The sequence below is a fragment of the Bacteroidota bacterium genome, assembly GCA_016713765.1.
GTDB lineage: Bacteria > Bacteroidota > Bacteroidia > AKYH767-A > 2013-40CM-41-45 > Pollutiaquabacter > Pollutiaquabacter aromativorans.
The window spans coordinates 692,687-715,171 of the sequence record JADJON010000001.1; the positions used below are offsets into that span (position 1 = coordinate 692,687).

Annotated in this window: 16 protein-coding genes; 4 read left to right on the forward strand and 12 right to left on the reverse strand. The window is 55.7% G+C overall.

All coding sequences use genetic code 11. The annotated features are described in order from the left end of the window. Nucleotide 1 precedes the first annotated feature (1 nt). Both IPJ96_02730 and IPJ96_02735 read left to right on the forward strand, forming a co-directional pair. Entirely contained in the window at nt 2-913 is a 912-nt protein-coding gene (locus IPJ96_02730; GenBank protein MBK7909262.1) for a pseudouridine-5'-phosphate glycosidase, read from the forward strand. Nucleotides 914-928: 15 nt separating this feature from the next. After that, nucleotides 929-2,551, forward strand: coding sequence for a hypothetical protein (locus tag IPJ96_02735; GenBank protein ID MBK7909263.1), 1,623 nt, complete (start codon nt 929-931; stop codon nt 2,549-2,551). 4 nt (nt 2,552-2,555) lie between these two features. Here the strand turns inward: IPJ96_02735 and IPJ96_02740 are convergent, their stop codons facing one another. Genes IPJ96_02740 through IPJ96_02750 form a run of 3 tightly spaced genes read right to left on the reverse strand, consistent with a single transcriptional unit; the run spans nt 2,556 to nt 8,030 of the window. Beyond that, nucleotides 2,556-3,113 carry a haloacid dehalogenase-like hydrolase gene (locus IPJ96_02740; protein MBK7909264.1) on the reverse strand — a complete coding sequence of 186 codons (558 nt, stop codon included), beginning with the start codon at nt 3,111-3,113 and terminating at the stop codon, nt 2,556-2,558. After that, entirely contained in the window at nt 3,110-4,183 is a 1,074-nt protein-coding gene (locus IPJ96_02745) for an ATP-grasp domain-containing protein (GenBank protein MBK7909265.1), read from the reverse strand. Before IPJ96_02745 ends, IPJ96_02740 begins: the two co-directional genes overlap by 4 nt. 34 nt (nt 4,184-4,217) lie before the next feature. Next, nucleotides 4,218-8,030 (reverse strand): hypothetical protein, encoded by a 3,813-nt coding sequence (locus IPJ96_02750; protein MBK7909266.1) that lies wholly within the window; start codon nt 8,028-8,030, stop codon nt 4,218-4,220. Nucleotides 8,031-8,230: 200 nt separating this feature from the next. Here IPJ96_02750 and IPJ96_02755 point away from each other — a divergent pair, with 200 nt between their 5' ends. Continuing rightward, on the forward strand, nt 8,231-10,696 hold the full coding sequence (locus tag IPJ96_02755; protein MBK7909267.1) for a TonB-dependent receptor: 2,466 nt from the start codon (nt 8,231-8,233) through the stop codon (nt 10,694-10,696). 273 nt (nt 10,697-10,969) lie between these two features. Next, on the forward strand, nt 10,970-13,786 hold the full coding sequence (gene polA / locus IPJ96_02760) for a DNA polymerase I (GenBank protein MBK7909268.1): 2,817 nt from the start codon (nt 10,970-10,972) through the stop codon (nt 13,784-13,786). Between the two features lie 37 nt (nt 13,787-13,823). Here polA and IPJ96_02765 read toward each other — a convergent pair whose 3' ends face one another. From IPJ96_02765 to IPJ96_02805, 9 genes are all read right to left on the reverse strand, one after another. Beyond that, nucleotides 13,824-14,504 (reverse strand): hypothetical protein, encoded by a 681-nt coding sequence (locus tag IPJ96_02765; protein ID MBK7909269.1) that lies wholly within the window; start codon nt 14,502-14,504, stop codon nt 13,824-13,826. A 130-nt stretch (nt 14,505-14,634) separates the two neighbouring features. Beyond that, nucleotides 14,635-15,426 (reverse strand): choice-of-anchor J domain-containing protein, encoded by a 792-nt coding sequence (locus IPJ96_02770; GenBank protein ID MBK7909270.1) that lies wholly within the window; start codon nt 15,424-15,426, stop codon nt 14,635-14,637. A gap of 5 nt (nt 15,427-15,431) precedes the next feature. Further along, complete coding sequence (locus IPJ96_02775; GenBank protein ID MBK7909271.1) at nt 15,432-16,691, reverse strand: PKD domain-containing protein; 1,260 nt, start codon at nt 16,689-16,691, stop codon at nt 15,432-15,434. Nucleotides 16,692-16,913: 222 nt separating this feature from the next. Further along, on the reverse strand, nt 16,914-18,071 hold the full coding sequence (locus IPJ96_02780) for a cystathionine gamma-synthase (protein MBK7909272.1): 1,158 nt from the start codon (nt 18,069-18,071) through the stop codon (nt 16,914-16,916). A gap of 304 nt (nt 18,072-18,375) precedes the next feature. Next, the gene (locus IPJ96_02785; GenBank protein ID MBK7909273.1) at nt 18,376-19,068 is read right to left on the reverse strand and encodes a response regulator transcription factor; all 693 of its coding nucleotides are present in this window, start codon (nt 19,066-19,068) and stop codon (nt 18,376-18,378) included. Then, a complete protein-coding gene (locus tag IPJ96_02790; protein MBK7909274.1) occupies nt 19,065-20,147 on the reverse strand; it encodes a histidine kinase in 1,083 nt (360 codons plus the stop codon). The genes IPJ96_02785 and IPJ96_02790 overlap by 4 nt, the downstream gene beginning before the upstream one ends. 97 nt (nt 20,148-20,244) lie before the next feature. After that, entirely contained in the window at nt 20,245-20,835 is a 591-nt protein-coding gene (locus tag IPJ96_02795) for a nicotinate-nucleotide adenylyltransferase (GenBank protein MBK7909275.1), read from the reverse strand. Nucleotides 20,836-21,005: 170 nt separating this feature from the next. After that, complete coding sequence (gene gmk, locus IPJ96_02800) at nt 21,006-21,569, reverse strand: guanylate kinase (GenBank protein ID MBK7909276.1); 564 nt, start codon at nt 21,567-21,569, stop codon at nt 21,006-21,008. Nucleotides 21,570-21,573: 4 nt separating this feature from the next. After that, complete coding sequence (locus IPJ96_02805) at nt 21,574-22,449, reverse strand: YicC family protein (GenBank protein MBK7909277.1); 876 nt, start codon at nt 22,447-22,449, stop codon at nt 21,574-21,576. Nucleotides 22,450-22,485: the final 36 nt, after the last annotated feature.

Below are 22,485 nucleotides of genomic sequence, written 5' to 3' on the forward strand. Positions count from 1 at the left end.
CATGACGCCACGTATTCACCTGCATCCGGAAGTCGCGCAGCAACTCCAACAGGGCGGCCCGGTGGTCGCGCTCGAATCCACGATCATCGCGCACGGGATGCCGTATCCGCAGAACGTACAAACCGCCCGCGAGGTGGAGGCGATCGTTCGTGAGAACGGCGCGGTACCCGCCACCATCGCGATCCTTGACGGCAAGATACAGGTCGGCCTTGATCAACGTCAGTTGGAATCACTCGGCAACACGCCGGGTGTTTGGAAAGTGAGTCTGCGCGACCTGCCCTTCGTGGTATCGGAAAAGTTGAATGGCGCGACCACCGTTGCCGCGACCATGCACATCGCTCACCTGGCGGGCATTCGCGTTTTCGTGACCGGCGGGATCGGCGGTGTTCACCGTGGTGCGGAAACGAGCATGGACATCAGCGCTGACCTAACTGAAATGGGCCGAACCAGTGTTGCGGTGGTAGCTGCCGGGGTGAAGTCGATCCTCGACATCGGACTTACACTCGAATACCTCGAGACACTCGGAGTCCCGGTGGTCACATTCGGAAGTGAAGAGTTTCCGAGCTTTTACTCCCGCGGAAGCGGCTTCCAGTCACCGCTTCGGCTGGATTCACCGGACGCCATCGCGCGTTTCCTGCGTGCGAAATGGGACCTCGAATTGAACGGCTCGGCCCTGATCGCGAACCCGATTCCGTCTGAACAGGAGTTTCCCTTTGCGGAAATGGAACAGCACATTCGCGCCGCGCTCGATGCGGCCGAACGGCAGAGCATTCGCGGTAAATCGACCACGCCCTTCCTGCTCAAGTACATTGCCGATGCCACCGGAGGCGACAGCCTCGCTTCCAACATCGCATTGGTGAAGAATAATGCGGCATTGGGTGCCCGTATCGCCACGGCATTTTCATCTTTGTGACCGAACTTTCCTGACATGATAAGATCCATCTTCCTGATCGGACTGGCTCTGCTGGCTTCCCTTCGCAGCTTTGCCGCCGGTGAAGTAGAACGTTTGGCACTCGTTGCCAAAAGCTGGGGCATCGTCAAGTATTATCACCCCGCGCTCGCTTCCGGCCGGATCAACGCGGACAGTTTGCTGTTGACCATGCTGCAACAGGTCGATGACGCGGGAGCGGAAAAGACGGCGGAAGATGTTCTGTTATCGATCATCACCCGACTTGGCCCTGTCAGCAGCGGTGCCTGCGACAGCAAACGCCTGTTGGAAGGAAAAGAAGCGGTTGCTTCCTTCACCTGGATCGACGGACTGATGAACAACGCCCTTCGCGGACGCTTGAAGGAATTATCGAATGTCCGTTGCGACGGGAAACATGTTTCGCTGAACGCGACGCCCAATGCATCGCAGATAACCAGCGTTTCGTCAAAGGAAAGAGGCGACACCCTGCCAATTCCGGATCTGACACATCGGTACTTGTCGCTCTTTCGCGCCTGGAATGCGATCAAATATTTTTCTCCGCTGGCTGCGGGAGCCGGCTGGGACGCGGCCCTGGATGAGTTGATCCCGGCATTCCGGAACGCGACGGATCAGGACTCGTATCAATTGGCCTGCCTGCGGATGCTGGCGTTGTTGGGCGACGGACAGGCAAAAGCACACAGCAAGTTTCTCCAACAGTATTGGGGTTCCTTTCAGGTGCCATTTGATGCCACTCTGGCGGAAGGCGATGTATTGGTTACCCGCGGGACGAATGATTCACTCCTGTCGGCTTGTGGTCTGAAAATCGGCGACCGTGTGCTCAAGATGGGTAATGCCGATATCAACGCGCGCATCGCGAACCGCCGCCAGTTCATTGGTGCTTCGAGGCAGTCTGTCCAGGACGAGCGCATTCTTCGGTTGCTGTTCCTGGACCGGAAACAGTCGGCGCTCGTGTTGACGCTGAACAGAAAAGGCGTTGAGCTGATCGATACCGTACAACGATTGCCCCTGCACGACCTGGGACGTATGCGGGAACAACCGCCGGCGGTGGAAGCCCTGTCGGGCGGCTACCTGTTGCGTGCGCACCGAATCAACACCGCCACGCAGTTGCGTCAGCTCATGGATTCGTTGCGGGCAGCGCCTAAGCTGGTGATCGACCTGCGTGATAACGTTGCGCCCGGAATGGAATCCAATTGGCTGCAGCAGTTGGGCGGTGTACAAACGTTCCTGCTCCCGCAGCGTGTTCCTTTCATGACCCGACCCGGATACTATTTTCAGCGTACGGATACCTTGCGTCCCAATGCAAAGTTTCCAGTGCCTCCGTTTACCGGAAAACTGTTCCTGTTGGTGAACGAAGAAACACAGGGCGCGGCCGAGCGGCTTGCGTTTTTATTGCAACAACTTCCCGGAACAACGACGGTCGGAAGCCCATCGGCCGGAGCCTGCGGATCGACGAGTTTCCTCTCGCTGCCTGGTGGCGTGGACGTGGAATTCACCGGTCAAGTGATCACCTACCCGGACGGCACCCTGCTTACGCGTAATGGATTGAAAGTGGATCGTCCGGTTCGGCCCACGGCGGCAGCTATCAGTGCCGGGAAGGACCTGCTGCTGGAATCGGTGCGTTGAGTGCTCAGCGCGGATCGCCTTTTCGGATCAATACGGAATGCTCGAATGCGCCCAGTAGTTCGAGGTCGCTCGCGTCATCCGCTATCGCAAAATGATAACGATACGTATCCGGTGAAAAGTCTTCCCGTATCCGTTTGAGCTTTTCCGTACCATACAACAATTGCCAGCGACCATCGGCCCGGTACCCGGAAGCGCGGCATTCCCATTTCAAATGACCGGCGACCAGGCTGACATAATCATCCGGCGATGCCGAGCAGAGAATGTTCACGGTTAGCGCGTCCGTATGTTGTTCAATCTGTTGAAGCGTTGTTTTGGAAATGTCTTGAACGAGTTTCCCGGCAAACTCCCGATTGAAGTCGGTATAGTCGTCGCGTTGCCGTAGGTGATCAACGCATTTTTGAATGAAAGTGGATCGATCCATCCAGCCGAAACGGTAAAGCAGGCTCCAGCGGCGCAGGGGAGAGAACCAGCCTTCCAGTCGTTTGAAGTGCCGGATCCAACGACTCACCGAATCGTATGGCAGCAGGGTGCCGTCGAGGTCAATGACGTTGATGCGGTTCATGACAGAAAACGTAAGAGTCCGGACAGGTAACCTAGCGGATCACGGGTAATCGATACATCCGCCTTTGCCTGAAGATAATGCCGGAGGAAATACACGATGGGCTTCCAATCCCCACGCTTCAGTACATAGTGTGCAAAGCTCCTTAAATGCCAGGGTGAGTTGTAGGTGATGGTTTGCTCACGTAAGGTTGTCGTACCCGACTGGTCCGGGAAAAGTGAAATGACCGGCAGATTGACGCCGGTTGCGATACTCTGATAGAGTGATCCCCACCAGCGGGGATTGATTTCAATCAGGCGAGCGTTTCCGGATGATTCGATCTTGAATTCAAACATGGCCACACCGGTCCATTGCAGATGCCGCATAACTTTTTCAGCAACGGCTTCCATGCCTGCATGCTTGTAATAGGAGCGTACCATGCTGGAGCCACCGCTGACCGGCCATTCGGCGCGACGACGATGGCCGCAACCGGCGATGATCTTTCCGTTAATCGCCATCACCGAATATCCCGCGCCGAAGCCCTGGATATATTCCTGCAACACATAGTCACTTTCGGAATACGTATTGCGCAGCCTTGTCAATTCAGAGCGGTCATGTAAATACCGGACCCCTTTTGCGGAAGCGGACTCCGCCGGTTTGAACACCAGGGGGAATGTGACCGGATCGTCTTCCAGCCGATAGTGCCGGGGCACGGGCAACTGCAGCGTAGCGGCCAGTGCGGAAAAATCGACTTTGTTGTCGAGCCTACGGAATTGCTCTAAGGTTGGCAGATGGTCGAGTCTGCCGTTGAAAGAAGCGCGGTGCGGAAGCAACAAGCGATACTCCCGGCTATTGACCGGGAAAACGCGATCGATCCGTTCCTTTTCACAAATCGACTGAAGATCCCGGATGAACGCGTTAGGGTTCTGCCCGGGATCCGCGTATCGGACCACTCGGTTGATGTGACGGGAATGCAGTCGTCGGACATATCCCCGGTGATCGCCTCCGATCAACTCGATTCCCGGTACACCCCGGAGTGCCTCGCAAATGACGATGGACTTAGCGCCGGAGACGTCGGGAATGAAGAGTCGCATAGGGAATCAAAGGTACAGATTCAGGTAATGTTCCTTATTGTTCGATCGGTGGTAGCTGCAGTTCCTCCAGTTGCCGTGCGTATTGGCGTTCATACTTTCCGTTGGAACGGGCGCCTGTGCTGGTCAATACACCGCTGAGCGCCAGTTTCACCCAATAATTAAAGATCGATTTTTCGCGGTTGCGCGGATAAAAGATCAGACCCGGCTGTGAACGGTTATTACGACGGATCACGAACAAGTCGGCGATGAGGTTGACGGGGCTGGCGAGGATGTTCGAGAATTTCTTTTCCGGATTGCTGAAATCCACATTCAGCTCCCGGAAATAAAATTGCATCTCACCTCGGCTAAGATAATCCCGTGCCGTTACGCGCATGCGCAGTGTGTCGAGTATTCCCCGCTTGATCCGGGTAGCGGCTATCGGCTCGATGACCGGATTCAAGACCCGAAGATCGAAGGGCGCGATTGCGGCGGTGAGGACGAACCCACCCAGCGTATCCAGGTAGGATTCGCGGAACCGCAGCGCGATATCGGTTGTATCCAGGAACCGGGCATTCGCCTTCAGCCGGAGGGAATCGCCATCAGCCACATCACGACTTCGTATGCCGGTAAGCGTTGCCTGTAGCCGGTCAAACGATACGGTGCCGGGCTGCCCTGATTTGTCACCGATCTCCGTGTATTCGACATGGCCGTTCGTGACGGCGAACGTATCGATGCGAAAATCGAATCCAAGACGCATGAGTTGTTGAACCGGCAATGGTTTCAACTGTCCGATCGGATCCGGAAGACGCTTGTCGCGCCGGACTTCCAGGAACGCGTCGGAAACGGTGGCTTTTCGGGAACGAAACCGTGTTTCTTCCAGGAAGTCGAGATCCAGTTCTTCCAACTCCAGCCGGCCGCGGTGCAGTCGAAGGTAATCCGTTTCGAATGCCCTTGCGGAGAGGAAGCTATCCGGGGACAAGTACGGTCGGAAGGAAACATCCTCTGCTGTGAAATGCTTCGTAGCCGCGGACCAGGCAGCGTTGGCGAGGCTCAACTCGGATTCTTTAAGATGCCAATGAAACGAAGCGTTGTGCAATTCCATTCGCTTTTGTTCCGGCCACCAACGTTCCGGTGAGCGAACCAACTGTGGGTTTAACAACAGGCTGTTTGCTTCCAATCCATCCACCATCACTTCCCGCAATTCGCGTGAGCGGTTTTTATAGAAGAAACCTACATGTTGCAGCACAAGTTTTCTCACGGCCGCGGTCCATCCATCCCTCGTGTTACCGCCCGCGCTCAGGGAATCGCATTGAATTTTCAAGCGCCCAGAGCGGCCGTCAGCTTTCCGGCCGTCATCGGATTCCACCTGCCATTGTTCGAGTTGTAAATCAGTGGAGCCGAAGAAAAGGGATCCGTCGCTTCGAAAGCGCAGCGGCTCGGCCCGTAGTTGTGCGGCCTTTGCAACCAGTCGCAGTTTTCGTTCGTCGCCGCTCTCCAGGTCAAGTTCGGCGCGGTGGACCTGCAGGGTGTCGATCAGCAGTTTCCATAGTTGCCGTTTTGACGCGCTGAGTGAATCGATTTTTGGAAAATGCCGAAAGCGCAGTACGGCATCCGGGATTTCAAGAAAGGAGGCATGCAATAATTCCCGACCTTCTCCGGAGGCGCTCATGCGGAACCGAAGTGCCGGAATGGATGCGAAGATCGAATCCGCGGCTCCATTCACAGCACAGCTGACGCCGTTGGCGCGCACCGTTCCGCCATCTTCCTGACGCATCGATTGCCATCGGACCGTTGCGCCCGGTCGCATCCAGGCCCCACCGCTTCCAACCAAGTCCGTTAAGGAACCGCTCCAGTCTCCGTTCGGCGAAATTGAAATGCCGGCTCCTCCTGCCTGTTGAATAAAAGTGCTCACGGAACCTTCGTTCCGCAATGCTCCTTCCAGACTGGTGTTTTGAAGTCGGACCGAGTCGATGCGCAAGGCCGGGAGTTTCGCAAGCCGCTTCCGACCGCTTCCTTTTTCAGGGCTCTCCTGCAGCCTCAGGCTTCCGGATTCCCACGATAGCGCACCGATCCGAAGCACGTCATCCTGCTTGTCCGGTAATTGTAAATTCCGGACCAGCATCCGGTCACACTGCCCGATGAATCGCCCGTTGGCCGACTGAAAGTTGACCGATGCGGCGGTCCAACTGTTCTTGTTGCCGGAATAGTTGAGGCCGCCCAGGTCCACGCGGAGTGCAGGCGTTTCGATGCGGGTGGTGGCGACGTTCAAAGCGCGCAAACCTGCTTCCAGGTTCTCGAATGAAGGCGCTTTCAGGATATCGCCGGGAATCAATTGCGCGACCAGCTCGTTCATCTGTAAATGCGTGCCGCTGCTTTTATTTTCGACATCAATGCTGGCGTCTTCGAGTTTCAGGTTCTTCAGCAAGACCCAATTGCTGAGCGCGGCGACGGTTTCTTTCGCCTGAGCGGAAACGGTTCCCGGCGATCGGGTGTTCACGATCCGGATCACCGGATGCTGGAGTACGGCTTCGTTCGCGGAAAGCTCCCGTTCGAGTAGCAGGCGCGACCAGTCGACATCCCGCAGCACGAAGGCCGGTACATTGAGCGTCCGGACGGAACCGTCCCGGGAAGGTTTGGCGGGTTGCAACCGCAGGTTGGTCAGCACCAACGCTTCGTCCCGTATGCGGATACTGTCGAAGCGTATGGAGTACAGGCTGTCGGCCGTGTAGCTGATGTAGTCGCGCAGAAAGAAATCAAACGCATCGACTGCGATCGCGGGATCCTGGTCTTGTTTGATGCGCAGTCCGCGGATATAGAAGTCGTCATTCTCCGTACGAAAGGGCAGCGTCTTATCTCCTTTGCGCACCTGGATCGACACCTTGCTGCGCAGCAACGAAGCGTGCTTTATGTCGAGGTCGCCTGCAAGTTTTGAAGCAAGACGGGAAAGTACGGCTCTGGTATTGGCCGCGTTGGCGGATTGCCGGCGAACAAGATCGAGCCGGAATACCGGTAAGGTGCATTGCAGCGAATCCATGCGCAGGCGACCCTCACGATACAAGGTGGAAAAGTCGACATCCACCAGTCGGATGCGTTCGAATTGCAATTCGAATGATCCCTGGATCGAGTCGCGGCTTGTTCCGGAAATGATGCAACTGTCCAGCTCGACGATCCGGCTCCGGGTGGACAAGCGCAGATCTTTGTAGTGAAGAACGTGCACGCTGTCAGGAAAGCGGATCGATTCGCGACCGGTTGTCAGTTGGACATCATCGCTGAAAAAGAAGCGTGAAGAATCCGGATCGCCGGGATCGACCCGGAAGTTGTTTACCTGTAATCCGATGTTAAAGATGGAAATGCGACTGTTGTGCTGTTGCCGCGATGCCAGCGCGAAGGTCCCGTCGGTGATGTGCAGATTCTGTACCTGCAGGTTGTTCAGCGTTTTCTGAATGTAGATGTAAACATCACCCAATTCTTCACTCAATGAAATCCGTTGCCCGGCACGTCCGGATGGCAGCACCTCGATAACGGGTCGACTGACCTCGATGACCGGAACTACCAGCAGCCCGCGAAAGATCATGTCGCTGAAGGAGGCTAGTTGCAGATCGACCGACTTGAAATGTAAATCGAACGCGGCATGTCCTTCCGCTGTATCGCGGGAAAAGAGCCGGACATTTTCAAGACTCACCCGGTGTGCCCGGTAGCGCAAGCGCGCTTTTGTTACCTGCAAGGCAACCTTGCCATCCGATTCCTGTCGAACCAACTCTTGCAGGATCTCTTCCGTATGTCGGACCAGCCACCAATGAAGCCCCAGTCCGCCGGCCAGCAGCAGCAATAGAAGGGAAAGGATCAGGCGGACCCGGGAACGGCGCATCAGCTTTCAAGATAGACCGGATTACCTGCCCCGTGCAGGCGATTTCATCAATTTTTCGACACTCATAAGCCAAAAACATGCTTTTTTAACACAAAATAACATCGTCACAGTAGTGTCAGACAGGTAGTGGAGGTACCTTTAGCGACCCCTGCCCACTCCTTATGATCTCTGTTTCCTCCTCCAATCCCGTTCAGTTATTGATGCGTTCTCTGGTTAGTCTGTGTCTGGTATTGCTCTGTCATCCGGGTTTCGTCCATGCTCAGTTCATGCCCGGCATGGGCGGCGGCGCGACGAAGATCTATGACGGAAAGATCAGCGGCACGATCATCGACTCGCTCAACAACAAACCGGTCGAATTCGCCAGTGTAGCCCTCTATGAAAAGGGAAGCGAGAAGCCGATCGATGGTGTCATCACCGATGAGAAAGGAAATTTCCGGATCAAGAATCTTAAAAAGGGTACCTACCGCATCGGCATTACGTTCATCGGTTACGTACAGAAGTTCGTCGATTCCCTGGTTGTCACGGAGAAGAAACCATCGGTGGAGGTAGGTACTGTTCGCATTGGTCCTTCCGCTACGATGTTGAAAGAAGCCAATGTGGAAGCAGAGAAACAGTTGATCGAGACCCGGATCGACAAGCTCGTGTACAACGCCGATAAGGACATCACCTCGAAGGGCGGTAATGCAACCGACATCTTGCGAAAAGTCCCGATGCTCTCAGTCGATCTGGACGGTAATGTTTCGCTGCAGGGAACCCAAAATGTCCGTATCCTGATCAACAACAAACCCAGCTCGCTCATGTTGGCCAATATCGCTGACGCGTTGAAGATGATCCCGGCCGATGAGATCGAGAAGGTGGAAGTCATCACCAGTCCGTCGGCGAAGTACGACGCGGAAGGTACCGGTGGCATCATCAACATCATTACCAAGAAGAAGAATATCGAAGGCCTGAGCGGATCCATCAACGCCGGAGCGGGCACGCGTTCCAGCAACCTGTTCGGCAATCTGAATTACCGCAGCGGTCGTTTTGGGACCGGCATCAGCGGCGGCGGCTTCGGCTGGATCGGCATCGGCGATGTGTCCACCACCCGGGTCACCCAGTACTCCACCCTGAAGCAGGAAGGCGATAACCGGAACACCGGATTCGGACCGTCCCTGCAATGGACCGGCGATGTCGACCTTACCAGTAAACTCAGCCTGAGCACCTCTTTGCGGGTGAACAATTTTCAAAACCGCTCGAAGGGAACTACGGATAACTTCTTTGCCTTCACCGGCGACGCCTTACGTCCGTCGTTCACGAATACCTACAACTATTTCACGAACGGTCTTTCTACCGATGCCAGTGTGGACGTGCGACGTACTTTCAAGAAGCCGGATCAGGAACTTTCCTTCGCCGGTCAATGGACCCGGAACAACCGGCGCACCGAGTACGAATCCAGTCTGGACACGCTCGACCTCGACTATTACAAGGAGTCCAGCCTCAATCACGGCATTACGGATGAGTTGACCTTCCAAACGGATTACACCCATCCGGTGACGAAAGCCTTCACCATCGAAACGGGCGCCAAGGCGATCCTGCGCGATGTCGACAGCGACTACGATTACCGCATTTTCCGCTTCGCCAGCGATGCCTATGAATACGATCCGGTGAGGAGCAACGTTTATAATAACGAGCAGGATATCGTAGCGGGTTATCTGCAGACTTCCCTTAACCTCAAAAAGTTCGGGATCAAGGCGGGTTTGCGCTATGAGCACACGACCTTCAAAGGGTATTTTGATAAAGGCGATACCCGTTTCAGTAATGAATACGAGAACTTCGTGCCCTCTACGACGATCTCCTACGCCAAGCAGGGCAAGTATTCGCTCAAACTGAGTTACACGCAACGCATTCAACGTCCCGGATTGAATTTCCTGAATCCGTTCATCAATGCGACGGATCCGACGAATGTCACGTATGGCAATCCCGATCTTGACGCCGAGAAAAGCCATGCATTCGAACTCGGACTGAACCTGTTCAAGAAGTTCGGCTCGGTCAACCTGTCGGCTTATCACCGCTTTACCGATAACGCGATTGAGAGCATTCGCTTTGTTGACACCAACGACGTGTACATTACCACGTATGGGAACATTGGCAAGAATCGCTCGACCGGCATGAGCCTGGGCTTGAATGTCATGTGGCAGATGAAGATCTTCCTCAGCAGCAACTTCAACCTGTTTTACTACCAGGTCGAGAGCACCGGTCTTTCACAGAACCTGAACAACGACGGTGTCAACTGGAACGTGAACCTTTTCGGCTCTTACAAGTTCAGCAAGCGCTGGGGCGTGATGGCTTTCGGCAATTTCAACGGACCGCGTTACAGCGTTCAGGGTAAATCGACTTCGTTCTGGTACTACAACCTCAGCGCGCGCCGGGAATTCAAGAATGAAAAAGGCGGTATCGGCATCGGTCTGGATAATTTCGCCAGCTGGTACATGCACTTCCGCAACAACTACAGCGGGGAAGGCTTCAGCTACGACAACGACACCAAGGTGCTCTTCCTCGGCGCCCGGATCAGTCTCGACTACCGCTTCGGTAAGATGGAATACGGAGGCGGCCAGAAAAAGAAGAAAGGCATCAAGAACGACGATGTGAAGGACGACGGCGGTGGCGGGATGATGGGACGGTAGTGGGTTCAGGGTTTCGGGTTTCGAGTTTCGGGTTTCGAGTTTTTTGTTGTCGGGTGAGCTTTGTATTGCGTGTAACTAGTAACTAGTAACTAGTAATTAGTAATTATTCCTCGCACCTCGCATCTCGCATCTCGTCCCTCGTCCCTCGTCCCTCGTCCCTCGTCCCACGTCCCACGTCCCACGTCTCACGTCCCACGTTCCTCGTCCCTCGTCCCTCGTCCCACGTCCCTCGCCCCTCGCCCCACGCCCCTCTTTTCGTATCTTCACCTCACCATGTCAGCTGCTCCCAAGAAACTCTTTCTGCTTGATGCGATGGCCCTGATCTACCGGGCGTATTTCGCGTTCTCGAACAATCACCGGATCAACTCCAAGGGTCAGAATACCTCGGCGATCTTCGGTTTTACCAATACCTTGCTGGAAGTGCTCCGCAAAGAGCAACCTACCCACATCGCGGTGGTCTTCGATACCGCTGCACCTACAGCACGACACGAAGAATTTGCCGACTACAAAGCTCACCGGGAGGAAATTCCGGAAGACCTCGCCAGCTCGATCCCCTACGTCGTCCAACTTTGTGAAGCCTTCAACATTCCCGTGCTGGCCATCGATGGTTTCGAAGCCGATGACATCATCGGAACACTCGCGCGTCAGGCGGAGGCGAAGGGATTTGATACGTACATGATGACGCCCGACAAGGATTACGGGCAACTGGTCGACAAACATACGTTCATCTACAAGCCGCCTCGTGGCGGTGGCAAACCGGAAGTGCTGGGCGAGAAAGAAGTGTGCGCACGCTGGGAGATCGAACGGGTCGAGCAGGTAAAAGACATCCTGGGCCTCATGGGCGATGCGGTCGACAACATCCCGGGAATTCCGGGAGTGGGAGAGAAGACCGCCATTCAACTGGTCAAGCAATTCGGCTCCGTCGAAGAGCTGCTCAAGAACACCGACCAGCTCAAGGGAAAACTAAAGGAGAAGGTCGAGAATAACAAGGAGATGGCGTTGCAGTCCAAGCGCCTCGCGACCATCATGACCGATGTTCCGGTTGCCGTCGGCCCGGATGACCTTGCACTTCAGGAAATCAACAAGGACGCCTTGCGGGAACTCTTCGCTGAATTGGAGTTCCGTCGCCTGGGCGAACAACTGGGTCTCGACGGACCCGCGCCGGCGGCAGCGACAGCGACCAAGACTTCGAAGAAGCCATCCGGACAAGCCGGCTTGTTTGACGAAGCGGAGGCATCTCCCGAAGCGGAGGAGGAAACAACGGCTCCTGCCGACAAGAAAACCATTCGCGAAGTCGCGCACACGTACAAGTCAGCCGTCAAGGAGGCGGAGTTGGATGCGCTGATCAGCGAGCTGAAAAGCGCGAAGCAATTCTGTTTCGATACGGAAACCACCGGACTCGATGCCCATACCGCCGAGTTGGTCGGGATGTCGTTTGCGACGAAGGTGCATACGGCCTGGTACGTGCCGGTGCCCGACGACCGCGCCAGGGCGACAGAACTGGTGAAGCGATTTGCCGGCGTTTTTGCCGATCCGGCCATCACCAAGGTGGCCCAGAACCTGAAGTACGATTACTCGGTGCTGCGACGCTACGGAATCTCGATCGATGGTCCCCTGTTCGATACGATGATCGCGCACTTCCTCATCCAGCCGGAGATGCGCCACAGCATGGACGTGCTCGCTGAAACCTACCTGGGTTACTCGCCGGTTTCCATCGAGACGCTCATCGGCAAGAGAGGGAAGGAGCAACGCAGTATGCGCGAGGTTCCGCTGGAGGAGATCTGCGAATACGCGGCGGAAGATGCCGATGTGACCCTGCAACTGGAAAAGATCTTTTCACCAAAACTCGACAAGACGAATACGCGGAAGCTCTTCGAAGAAGTTGAAATGCCGCTGGTACCGGTGCTTTCGGATATGGAAGCGGAGGGCATCACGGTCAATCCGAAGACCTTGTATGAACTCTCGGGTACGCTGGCAGAGGACATCGCCACCACCGAGGCAGAGATCCAGGACATGGCTGGGTCGCGTTTCAACGTTTCCTCTCCGAAACAGGTGGGCGAAGTGTTGTTCGACACGCTGAAGATCGCGGAGAAGCCGGTCAAGACGAAGACGGGGCAGTATTCCACCAGCGAAGACGTGCTCAGCAAACTTGAGCACAAGCACCCGATCGTGCGCCGCATCCTCGACTACCGCGAACTGGTCAAGTTGAAGAATACGTATGTCGATGTGCTGCCGCAACTGATCCGTCCCGATACCGGCCGCATCCACACCAGCTTCAACCAGGTGGTCGCCGTGACGGGCCGCCTGAGTTCCGATAATCCGAACCTGCAGAATATTCCCATCCGCACCGAACGCGGACGTGAGATTCGAAAAGCGTTTGTGCCCCGCGGGAAGGATTACACCTTGTTGTCGGCCGACTATTCGCAGATCGAGCTCCGCATCATCGCGGAACTGAGCGGCGATAAGGGCATGCTGTCGGCTTTTGGCTCCGGAGAAGACATCCATGCGGCGACGGCCGCGAAGGTGTACGGTGTTCCCCTGAACGAGGTGACCTCCGACATGCGCCGCAACGCCAAGATGGTCAACTTCGGTATCATTTACGGGATATCGGCTTTCGGTCTTGCCGACCGGCTGAACATCTCGCGCACGGAAGCCAAATCGATCATCGAGAATTATTTCAAGCAGTATTCCGCGATCAAGGATTACATGGACGCCAGCATCGAACAGGCGAGAAAGAAAGGATACGTGGAAACGATCCTCGGCCGTCGACGTTATCTGCGCGACATCAATTCAGCGAATGCTACCGTGCGCGGATTCGCGGAGCGTAACGCCATCAATGCGCCGATCCAGGGTTCGGCGGCCGACATGATCAAAGTGGCCATGATCAACATTCACCGGGACCTGGACAAAAGCAAGTTCAAAACCCGGATGGTACTCCAGGTGCACGACGAACTCGTGTTCGATTGCCACCGGGAAGAACTCGACACCGTCAGGGAACTCGTGGAGGACCGCATGAAGCACGCCCTCAAACTGAAAGTTCCGATTGAAGTGGGAATCGGTTCGGGTAAGAACTGGCTGGAAGCGCATTGACAAACACAATGCCTTCTCAAGTCTTCTCGGTAACGGGTTAGAAGGAAACGCGCAGCTTTACACCGCCGTGAATCGACGGCCGCACATAAAAGCGGTCGTCCTGCCAGTTGACCTGGTACACCGGGGCGTTCGCGGAGTCTTGTTTGGCGACGTCGATCCGGTTGACAAGCGTGCCGCGCAGGCCGACGCCGTAGTAGAACTCCAGCGCGAACGTCTGGTTCATCTCGTAGATCTTGCCGAAGTGAAACTGGAATCCGAAGCGGTCGCGGAAACGGGTCTGGTAGATGTACTCGTCATAGGGATCGCCGGTCTTTTCGTTTTTCAATTCGTTCGCGAACCAGGTTTTCCCGTAATACAGATACTTGAAATAGATCATGGGCGAGATGTAGTCGCGCCATTTGGAATCTTCGGGTTTCTTCTTGAAGAGTTTGTATTGTGCCCGGACCGTGAAACCGCGTTCGTAGAAGTAAAGTGAGTTGGTCCAGTCTTTCGCCATGTCGACCAGGAAGTCGTTCCGATAGACCAGTCCGCCGTTGATCTCAAGACTACGCCGTGCGGAGAAAAAGTGCTCGAAGCCGAAGTTGATCTCGTTCACCCCGTAGTTGCCGAGGTTGAACTGGAACGCGTTCTTTTTATATTCCGGAACCTCCTGCGCGGAGGTAGGGTTGCCGGCCGAAAGTAGTAGCAGGAGGAAAAGGGCGAGCCGCTGGATGCGCATAGGTTGTTCTACGGCAAAAATCGGAAAAAGGATCGGTTTTTAAAGGCCCTGATGCGATATCCGAACTTCGTTTTAAACAAAAAAGCGGCTGCCGGTAAGGGCAGCCGCTTTCATCACGTTAGAAGGCAGATCAATCCTGCGTAACCACCAGGCGGCGGATATGATGTTTGCCATTCACCGAAAGATCGATCAGGTAAATGCCCGATCCGTCGGTAGGAATATCGAACTCATGTACACCGGCTCCAAGGTCGGAGTTCAGTACTTCGCGTACCAGTCGGCCGGTGAGGTCTTTCACCTGCAGGCTGACAGAGCTGTTCTTGTTCAACTTGAACTGAACATGGCTGGCAGCGGAGGTAGGGTTCGGATAGAGTGCATAACCCAAAGTGGTCTCGTCCACTTCATCCACATTCACCAGTGTGCCGGTGATCTGGAGATCGTCGATGTAGGTGTTGTTGCCGCGGTCGCTAACGTTGCGGAAGCGGAAGCGGACATTCGGTTTCAGGTTGACAGAAGTCGGCAGCGAAACGGTTTCCTGACGCCATTGGGTGGCGTTCGGCACGAAGCTCACACTCACGACGCCAGCGGTAGCGAGGGCTGCACCCGACTTGTTATAACGCGGCTGCCAGGTTTCGCCACAGTTCAGACTGTAATCGACTTTGAGCTGATCGGTGGAAGAGCTGTTACGACGGGCATTGGCTACTTTGAAGAGCAACGAGATGCCGGTCATGTTCGAGAGGTCGTAGGAGGGTGTGATCCAGTCGTCGATCTGGCCGGAGATGTTGGTGTAGTTGATGATACGTACGCTCTCCGACCCGCTCGCACCAACCGTCGTGACCCGATTCCAGGTCTGGCCGTTGTCCTGGTTGACCACATATCCGTCAACGCCGGGGAAACTCGGAGCGAGGCTGAAGTCTTCCGTCACAGGAGCTACGGTTTGCCGCTGATGCGAACGAAGTTGGTCTTGGTGACCGAGGCCGATCCCGCACTGTTGGTAACTGTCAGGGTAACGCTATAAACGCCGGCAGCGGGGTACGTGACCACCACCGAAGAATCGGTCGAGGTACTGGGAGAACCACCCGGGAAGTCCCATACACGGGAGCTCACCGGACTGTTCCAGGAGAGATCGTAAAAGGTGAGGGCGATGCCTTCGCAGGCGGTCTGGTCGCTCGAATAGAAATCGGCATTCGGCGTACAGGTCGGCGCCGGAGAGGCAAGCGCTCCGGTGGCGGCGAGGTTGGAAGGACTCCAGAGGTTGTTGCGTCCGCCGATGGCGCTGTTCAGCGCGGCCTGCATGCGTGCAGCCTGTCCGGCAGTGAACATCTGTGTGCAGTACGAATAGTCCATGTGGTTCTGCACGTTCTCGATGATCGGAGGATTACAGACTGAACCGTTGATGTTGCAGGTCGTCCAACCCTGAGTCTCCGGGGTGTCGGAAACGTTGTCATCACCACAAGCGACGCCCGGCTGGTTGGTGCTTCCCCATGTATGGGCCAGATTCAAACAGTGGCCGGCTTCGTGGGTCAGGGTGCGGCTATTGTTGTAGTTGCTCGTGCCAATACTTCCGACGTAATGCGAAAGGGAGATGATGCCATCAACATCCGGGTTTGAAACGCCGGGGTAGTAAGCATAAGCGGCAGCGCCTGCATTGGCGAGCGACTTGGCTGTCCAGATGTTCAGGTACATGTCGTTCGGCCAGGGATTGAGCTTCGAGTTGTCGTCGGCGTTTTCTGTGAGTGGAGTCACGATGCGATCGATACCGTTCGTGCAGTTGCCGTTCGGGTCGATGGTGGCCAGACGGAACTCGATTTCACAGTCGGCAGCGATCTGCTTGAACTGCGGGATGATCAGGTTCGTATCGGCATTCAGCAATCGGAAATCTTCGTTCATCACACGCACGGCGTCGATGATCTGCGCGTCGCTGATGTTCTCCTGCCCGTAGTTGTGCAGGACGTGAAAGACCACCGGAATGATGTAGATACCACCCTGGCTGCGCTGTTGCGCCTTGTCGGCGATCCAAGTCCGGGTGAAATCTTCCAACTGCGCCATGCGTTGAGCGACGGTTGGATCTCTTCGAATCGCATCCTGTAGTTTTTCGGTCGTGTAGCAGTGCTTGTGCTCTTCCGACTGGGCAATCGCGGTACTGAACGCTGCTGTCAGCAGCGCGACGGCAAGTAGTAGTTTTTTCATGGTGATGGAACTGCTGTTTCTGTTGTTTAGGGATAACAGCTAAAACCGTTCAAAGATAACCAATTGGCAGTATTTTCCTGAATACCAACACACTCTTGACAAAGCGCTGACAGGACGACAGGACGCAGGTCCTTGACGAAAAACCCTCCTGAAATGATGAAAAACGGGCCGAATTCATGAAGAAATCGGCCCGTTTAACGGACTGTCAGTTCGTGTCAGTGCTCAGCCCAATGCCTGACGAAGGTCGGCGATCAGGTCGTTCGCGTCTTCAATGCCGACGCTCAGTCGCAGCAGTGAGTCGAGTACGCCCGACTTTTCCCGCATCTCCTTTGGAATGGAAGCGTGGGTCATCGTGGCCGGATGACCGATCAGGGATTCAACGCCGCCGAGGGATTCGGCCAGCGAGAAAACCTTGGTACTCGATGCCATCCGGAACGCTTCTTCGAGGGAGTCGCCTTTGAGGGTGAACGAGATCATGCCGCCGAAACCACGCATCTGCGACTTCGCGATGGCGTGGTTCGGATGGTCGGGAAAGCCCGGCCAGTGCAGTTTGTCGATCTTCGGATGCGACTTCAGGAACTCCGCAACCGCCTTGCCGTTTTCGCAATGGCGTTGCACCCGTACGTGCAGCGTCTTCAGTCCGCGCAGCACAAGGAAGCTGTCCATCGGCCCCGGCACCGCGCCGCAGGAGTTGGCGATGAAGGCGAGTTCTTCCTGGATCTTGTCGTCGTTCGTACAGGTGGCGCCCATCACGACGTCGGAATGGCCACCGAGGTATTTGGTTGCAGAATGCACGACGATGGTAGCACCCAGGTCCAGCGGATTCTGTAGATAAGGAGACGCGAAGGTGTTGTCGACCACCAGCATCAGCTTCTTCGCCTGCGCGATGGCTGCCACCCCGCGGATGTCGATGATCTTCATCAGCGGATTGGTCGGGGTCTCGACCCACAGCATCCGCGTCTTGTCGTTGATGTGCTTGTTGATCTCGTTCACATCGTGCATGTTCACGAAATGGAACACGATGCCGTAGTGCGCGAAAACCTTGGTGAACATGCGGTACGAACCGCCGTACAGATCGTCCGTGGCGATCACTTCATCGCCGGGTCGCAGCAACTTGATGATGGCATCTTCCGCGCCCTGTCCGCTCGAGAAGCATAATCCGTGCTTCGCGTTCTCCAGGGAAGCGATGCACTGCTCCAGCGCCACACGCGTCGGATTCTTTCCGCGGGCATAGGCATAGCCTTTATGCTTTCCCGGTAATTCCTGTACGTACGTGGAGGTTTGGTAAATGGGCGTCATGATCGCCCCGGTACTCGGGTCCGGCGACTGCCCGGCATGGATCGCCCGCGTCCCGAAACCGTGATCGTTGGAGGTTGACATGGGGCAAAGGTAGGAAATCGGGAGTGAGGAGCGAGGAGCGTTTCGGGTTTCGAGTTTCCGGTTTCGAGTTTCGGGTTGTTGTTGGTTATTGGTAATTAGTAATTAGTAATTAGTAATTAGTTAGTTGTCCGTAGAGCTTCTCCCTCGGTCTCGGTCACGCTCCTCGTCCCTGCCTTTTAAAGACCGGAAACTCGAAACTCGAAACTCGAAACTCGAGACCCGGAACCCGGAACCCGAAACCCTCCTCCCTCGGTCTCGGTCACGTTCCTCGTCCCTGCCTTTTAAAGACCGGAAACTCGAAACCCTAACCCTTGAAGACCCGAAAAAACCCCTCCTCATAGCTGTTCCCGATCGGGATGTCCTCTTTGCCGATCCGGATCATCTTGCTGCGAACGCTTTCGATGCGCGACAAGGGGACGATGAACGAACGGTGCACCCGGATGAACTGGTCGGCCGGGAGCTTTTCGATCATCGACTTCATGGTCATCCGGGTGACGATCGTCTTCTGCTCCAGCAAATGGATCTTCAGGTAATCGTCGAGGCCTTCGATGAATTCGATGTCCTTCAATTTGACTTTCACCAGGCGGTAATCGGCCTTGATGAGCAGAAAAGGTTCCTCAGCCGCCGCCGGTGTGCTTCCCCGTTGCTGGCGTTCGGAAAATTTCCGGACGGCCTGCTGGAAGCGCTCGAAGGAATACGGCTTTAGCAGGTAGTCGACCGCATTCAGATTGAATCCCTGTACCGCGTAATCCGCAAAAGCGGTCGTGAAGATCACCGGAATCGGTTTGTTGAGGGAAGTGTAAAAGTCGATACCTGAAATGGACGGCATCTGAATGTCGAGAAACAACAAGTCGACCGCTTGGTCTTTCAGGTACTGCTGCGCTTCCGACGGACGCGTGAAGGTACCATCGAGCTGTAGGATATCCACACGCTCCGCATAGCGCTGCAGGACGGTCAGTGCGGGCGGTTCATCATCAAGTGCGATGCAGCGGATCATGCCAGTTGAACGGATAAGTGTAAACGATATTCGGTTTCCGTTTCGTCGATCGTGAGCGTATGCCGGCCCGGATAAAAAAGTTCCAGTCGTTGGCGCGTGTTGTGCAAGCCGATGCCCAGCGCGATGTTCTTGTTGTGGTTGGCGTCGACCTTGGTGTTTGCGATGTCGAGCGTGACGCGTGTTCCTGAAACGCGAATGCGGATGTCGATCACCGAATCGTCTTCGGGATTGACCCCGTACTTGTACGCGTTCTCGATCAGCGGGATGAGCAGGAGCGGAGCGATCAGGAGATTGTCGGGATCGCCTTCGATCGACGAATGAACCTTCGCGTTCTTGTCGAGGCGAAGGCTTTGCAGGTCGATGTAGTCGCGGATGTAATGCAGTTCCTTCTCGAGCGGGACGAACTCTTCCGAAGCTTCGGTGATCACATAGCGCATCATCTCCGACAATTTCACGATCGCCGGAGCGGTCTCGTCAGAGCGCGAAAGCGCCAGAGAATAGATGCTGTTCAAGGTGTTGAAGAGAAAATGCGGATGGACCTGCGCTTTCAGGAAACTCAGTTCAGCATGCAGGCGTTCGCGTTCCGAGCGTCGCCACTGCTGGATCAGCCGCAGGCTGAGCGCGATGAACAGTACGGCGAGAAATACGAAGAAATTGTGACTGAACATCAGCAAACTCTTCCCGCGATGCCGCTCCGGCGGATCCAGTTTGACCTTGAGCGAGTCCGCCGCTTCCTGACTCATGAAGATCGTCTTGCCGGGCTCCGGATGGAAGTGGGGACGATAAGGGTAAAAGAGGTTGGGCACCACATAAACCGCAACCAGCGAGGCAACGACCACCGTGATGAAAATCCCGTACCGGCGGGTGGTGAACAGGCGCGGGATCAGGAGGTAGTAGCTCAGGTAAAAGAACCCGAGCATCAGGATGTGCGCGACCAGGTCCCGCAAGGTCATCTCCGACCGAAGGAACTCGTCCCAGGTCAGCTCGCTCAGCGGCGTCCGCATGTACAGGATCGGCAGCGAGAGAAACAGCAGGCTGCCCAGGATGTGTACCGGAAAGAGCGGAAACGGACGCTTCATACAGGATACTCAAACCTACGATTTCCCGCGTTAGCAGGGGGAATTCTTCGGGGAAACGGAAGATTCCTGCGGCAGAACCGGGCTGTACGGGCTGCTGTCAGTCGTTCGACGGCCCCTTTTCGTAAAAGTGCATCTCTTCCACGTAGTCCCAGACGGACTCGGGAAGCATGTAGCGAACGTCTTTCTTGTTCCGGATGGACTCCCGGATGAAACTGGCGGAAAGCTCGACCAATGGGGCGTTGATCACCTTCACGCGGGGATGATGCAACAGCTCGCCACCGTCGCTCTCTTTGCGCGGGTAAACGTACAACTCACATTGTTCCAGCAACATTTCCCAGTTCTTCCACTTCTTAAAACTTTCCAGGTTGTCCGCGCCCATGATCAGTACGAACGTATGGGAAGGAAACTGCTCGTGCAGGTAGGTGATGGTGTCGATCGTATAGTTCGGCTTCGGCAGCTTGAACTCGATGTCGGTGGCTTTGATCTTCCGGTTGTTCCCGATGGCCAGCTTCACCATCGCCAAACGTTGGTAGTCGTTCAACAGGGTCTGCTTCGGCTTCAACGGATTGTGCGGCGACACCACCAGCCACACCTGGTCCAGGTCCGTAAACTCCGACACATACCCCGCAATGATCATGTGCCCGTTATGGACCGGGTTAAAGGAGCCGAAGTAGAGGCCGATTTTCATGGAGGGGGGGGGAAACTGGTAACTGGTAACTGGTAATTGGTAACTAGTAATTAGTAATTAGTAATTAGTAACTAGTAATTGGTGATTTGTGATTGGGGTTATTATCTCGCGGCTAGATCGCTATGCCTTATTTTTCCTCCCTCGTCCCTCGTCCCTCGTCCCTCGCCCCTTCACTGAACAAACCCCGCCACCACCTGCTTCGCTTCCTCCAGCGCATGCTCCAGGGTGTCGTTCACGATCACACGGTCGAAGCGGAAGGCGTAGGTGAGTTCGTGCTCGGCTTTGGCGACACGGGCTTTGAGCGATTCGGGGGTCTCCGACTGACGCGCGGTGAGGCGCTGGTGCAAGGCTTCCACGGAGGGCGGCATCACGAAAACCGCGAGGAGCAATTCCCCGAAGGTCTTCTTGAGTTGCAACCCGCCTTCGACGTCCACGTCGAACACCACTACTTTATTCTCCCGCCACAGTCGGTCCACCTCCGAACGCAGCGTGCCGTAGAAGCGGTCCTTGTAAACTTCCTCCCATTCGACGAACTCGCCCGCGTCGATGCGGCGTTTGAATTCGTTTACGCTGATGAAGTGGTAGTCCACGCCATCGGTCTCGGTCTCCCGCTTGGGTCGCGTCGTGGCCGAGATGGAGAAGGCCAGGCGCGGATCGGTATCGAGCAGGTGGCGGACGATGGTCGTCTTGCCGCTGCCCGAGGGTCCGCAGAAGAGCAGGAGTTTTCCTTGCATGGGATCAGAGTACGTTGAGTACCTGTTCTTTGATCTTTTCCAGTTCGTCTTTCATTCCCACCACCACCTGTTGCATCGCCGCGTCGTTCGCCTTGGAACCGATCGTGTTGATCTCCCGACCGATCTCCTGACCGATGAAGCCCAGCTTCTTGCCCGAGGATTGTTCGCCTTTCAGCACCTTGATAAAATAGTCGAGGTGGGAGCGGAGGCGGACTTTCTCCTCGGAGATGTCGAACTTCTCGATGTAGAAGATGAGTTCCTGCTCGAAGCGGTTGCGGTCGAGGTTGTTCTGCTCGATGAACTCGTCGAGCGAGCCTTGCAGCCGTTTGCGCACCTGTTCGATGCGGCCTGCTTCGTAAGGCTCCAAGGCCGCCAATCCTTTTCCGATACCGGCGATGCGTTCACTCAGGTCCTTGCCCAAAGCCTTCCCTTCGTTCTTCCGGAATTCGTCGAAACGATGCATCGCTTCCTGCAAACAACCCAAGAGCGCGTTCCATTCTTCTTCCGCCAGACTGTTTCGTTCATTCACCAGCACCTCGGGCAGGCCGAGCAGGATCTGGAAATAATTATCCGGCTGCTTCAGGCCGAGGGCCTTCTGGGCCGACTGCAACTCCGCGTCATACGCCTTGAGCAACGGCAGGTTCACGGAAGTACGCTTACCCGCTTCCTGCGACTCGATCCCGATCGTGCATTCCACCTTGCCGCGTTCGATAAAACGGTTCAGCTCGGCGCGCAGCTCGAGTTCCTTTTCCCGGTATTGCGCGGGCAGGCGGAGGGTCAGGTCGAAGAACTTGCTGTTCACCGACTTGATCTCCACCGTGATGGTCTTGGAGGGCAGGTTGACCGCGGCGGTGCCGAAGCCGGTCATGGAACGGATCATGGGTGGGGTGTGAGGCTGCAAAAGTACGCCGATGCC

Coding starts and splice junctions, on each gene's coding strand:
- IPJ96_02775 (MBK7909271.1), bottom strand. CDS start 16,691: ATGAAAAAACTACTACTTGCCGTCGCGCTGCTGACAGCAGCGTTCAGT.
- IPJ96_02765 (MBK7909269.1), bottom strand. CDS start 14,504: ATGCGCATCCAGCGGCTCGCCCTTTTCCTCCTGCTACTACTTTCGGCC.
- IPJ96_02730 (MBK7909262.1), top strand. CDS start 2: ATGACGCCACGTATTCACCTGCATCCGGAAGTCGCGCAGCAACTCCAA.
- IPJ96_02795 (MBK7909275.1), bottom strand. CDS start 20,835: ATGAAAATCGGCCTCTACTTCGGCTCCTTTAACCCGGTCCATAACGGG.
- IPJ96_02790 (MBK7909274.1), bottom strand. CDS start 20,147: ATGAAGCGTCCGTTTCCGCTCTTTCCGGTACACATCCTGGGCAGCCTG.
- IPJ96_02805 (MBK7909277.1), bottom strand. CDS start 22,449: ATGATCCGTTCCATGACCGGCTTCGGCACCGCCGCGGTCAACCTGCCC.
- IPJ96_02750 (MBK7909266.1), bottom strand. CDS start 8,030: ATGCGCCGTTCCCGGGTCCGCCTGATCCTTTCCCTTCTATTGCTGCTG.
- polA (MBK7909268.1), top strand. CDS start 10,970: ATGTCAGCTGCTCCCAAGAAACTCTTTCTGCTTGATGCGATGGCCCTG.
- IPJ96_02755 (MBK7909267.1), top strand. CDS start 8,231: ATGCGTTCTCTGGTTAGTCTGTGTCTGGTATTGCTCTGTCATCCGGGT.
- gmk (MBK7909276.1), bottom strand. CDS start 21,569: ATGCAAGGAAAACTCCTGCTCTTCTGCGGACCCTCGGGCAGCGGCAAG.
- IPJ96_02745 (MBK7909265.1), bottom strand. CDS start 4,183: ATGCGACTCTTCATTCCCGACGTCTCCGGCGCTAAGTCCATCGTCATT.
- IPJ96_02740 (MBK7909264.1), bottom strand. CDS start 3,113: ATGAACCGCATCAACGTCATTGACCTCGACGGCACCCTGCTGCCATAC.
- IPJ96_02780 (MBK7909272.1), bottom strand. CDS start 18,071: ATGTCAACCTCCAACGATCACGGTTTCGGGACGCGGGCGATCCATGCC.
- IPJ96_02785 (MBK7909273.1), bottom strand. CDS start 19,068: ATGATCCGCTGCATCGCACTTGATGATGAACCGCCCGCACTGACCGTC.
- IPJ96_02735 (MBK7909263.1), top strand. CDS start 929: ATGATAAGATCCATCTTCCTGATCGGACTGGCTCTGCTGGCTTCCCTT.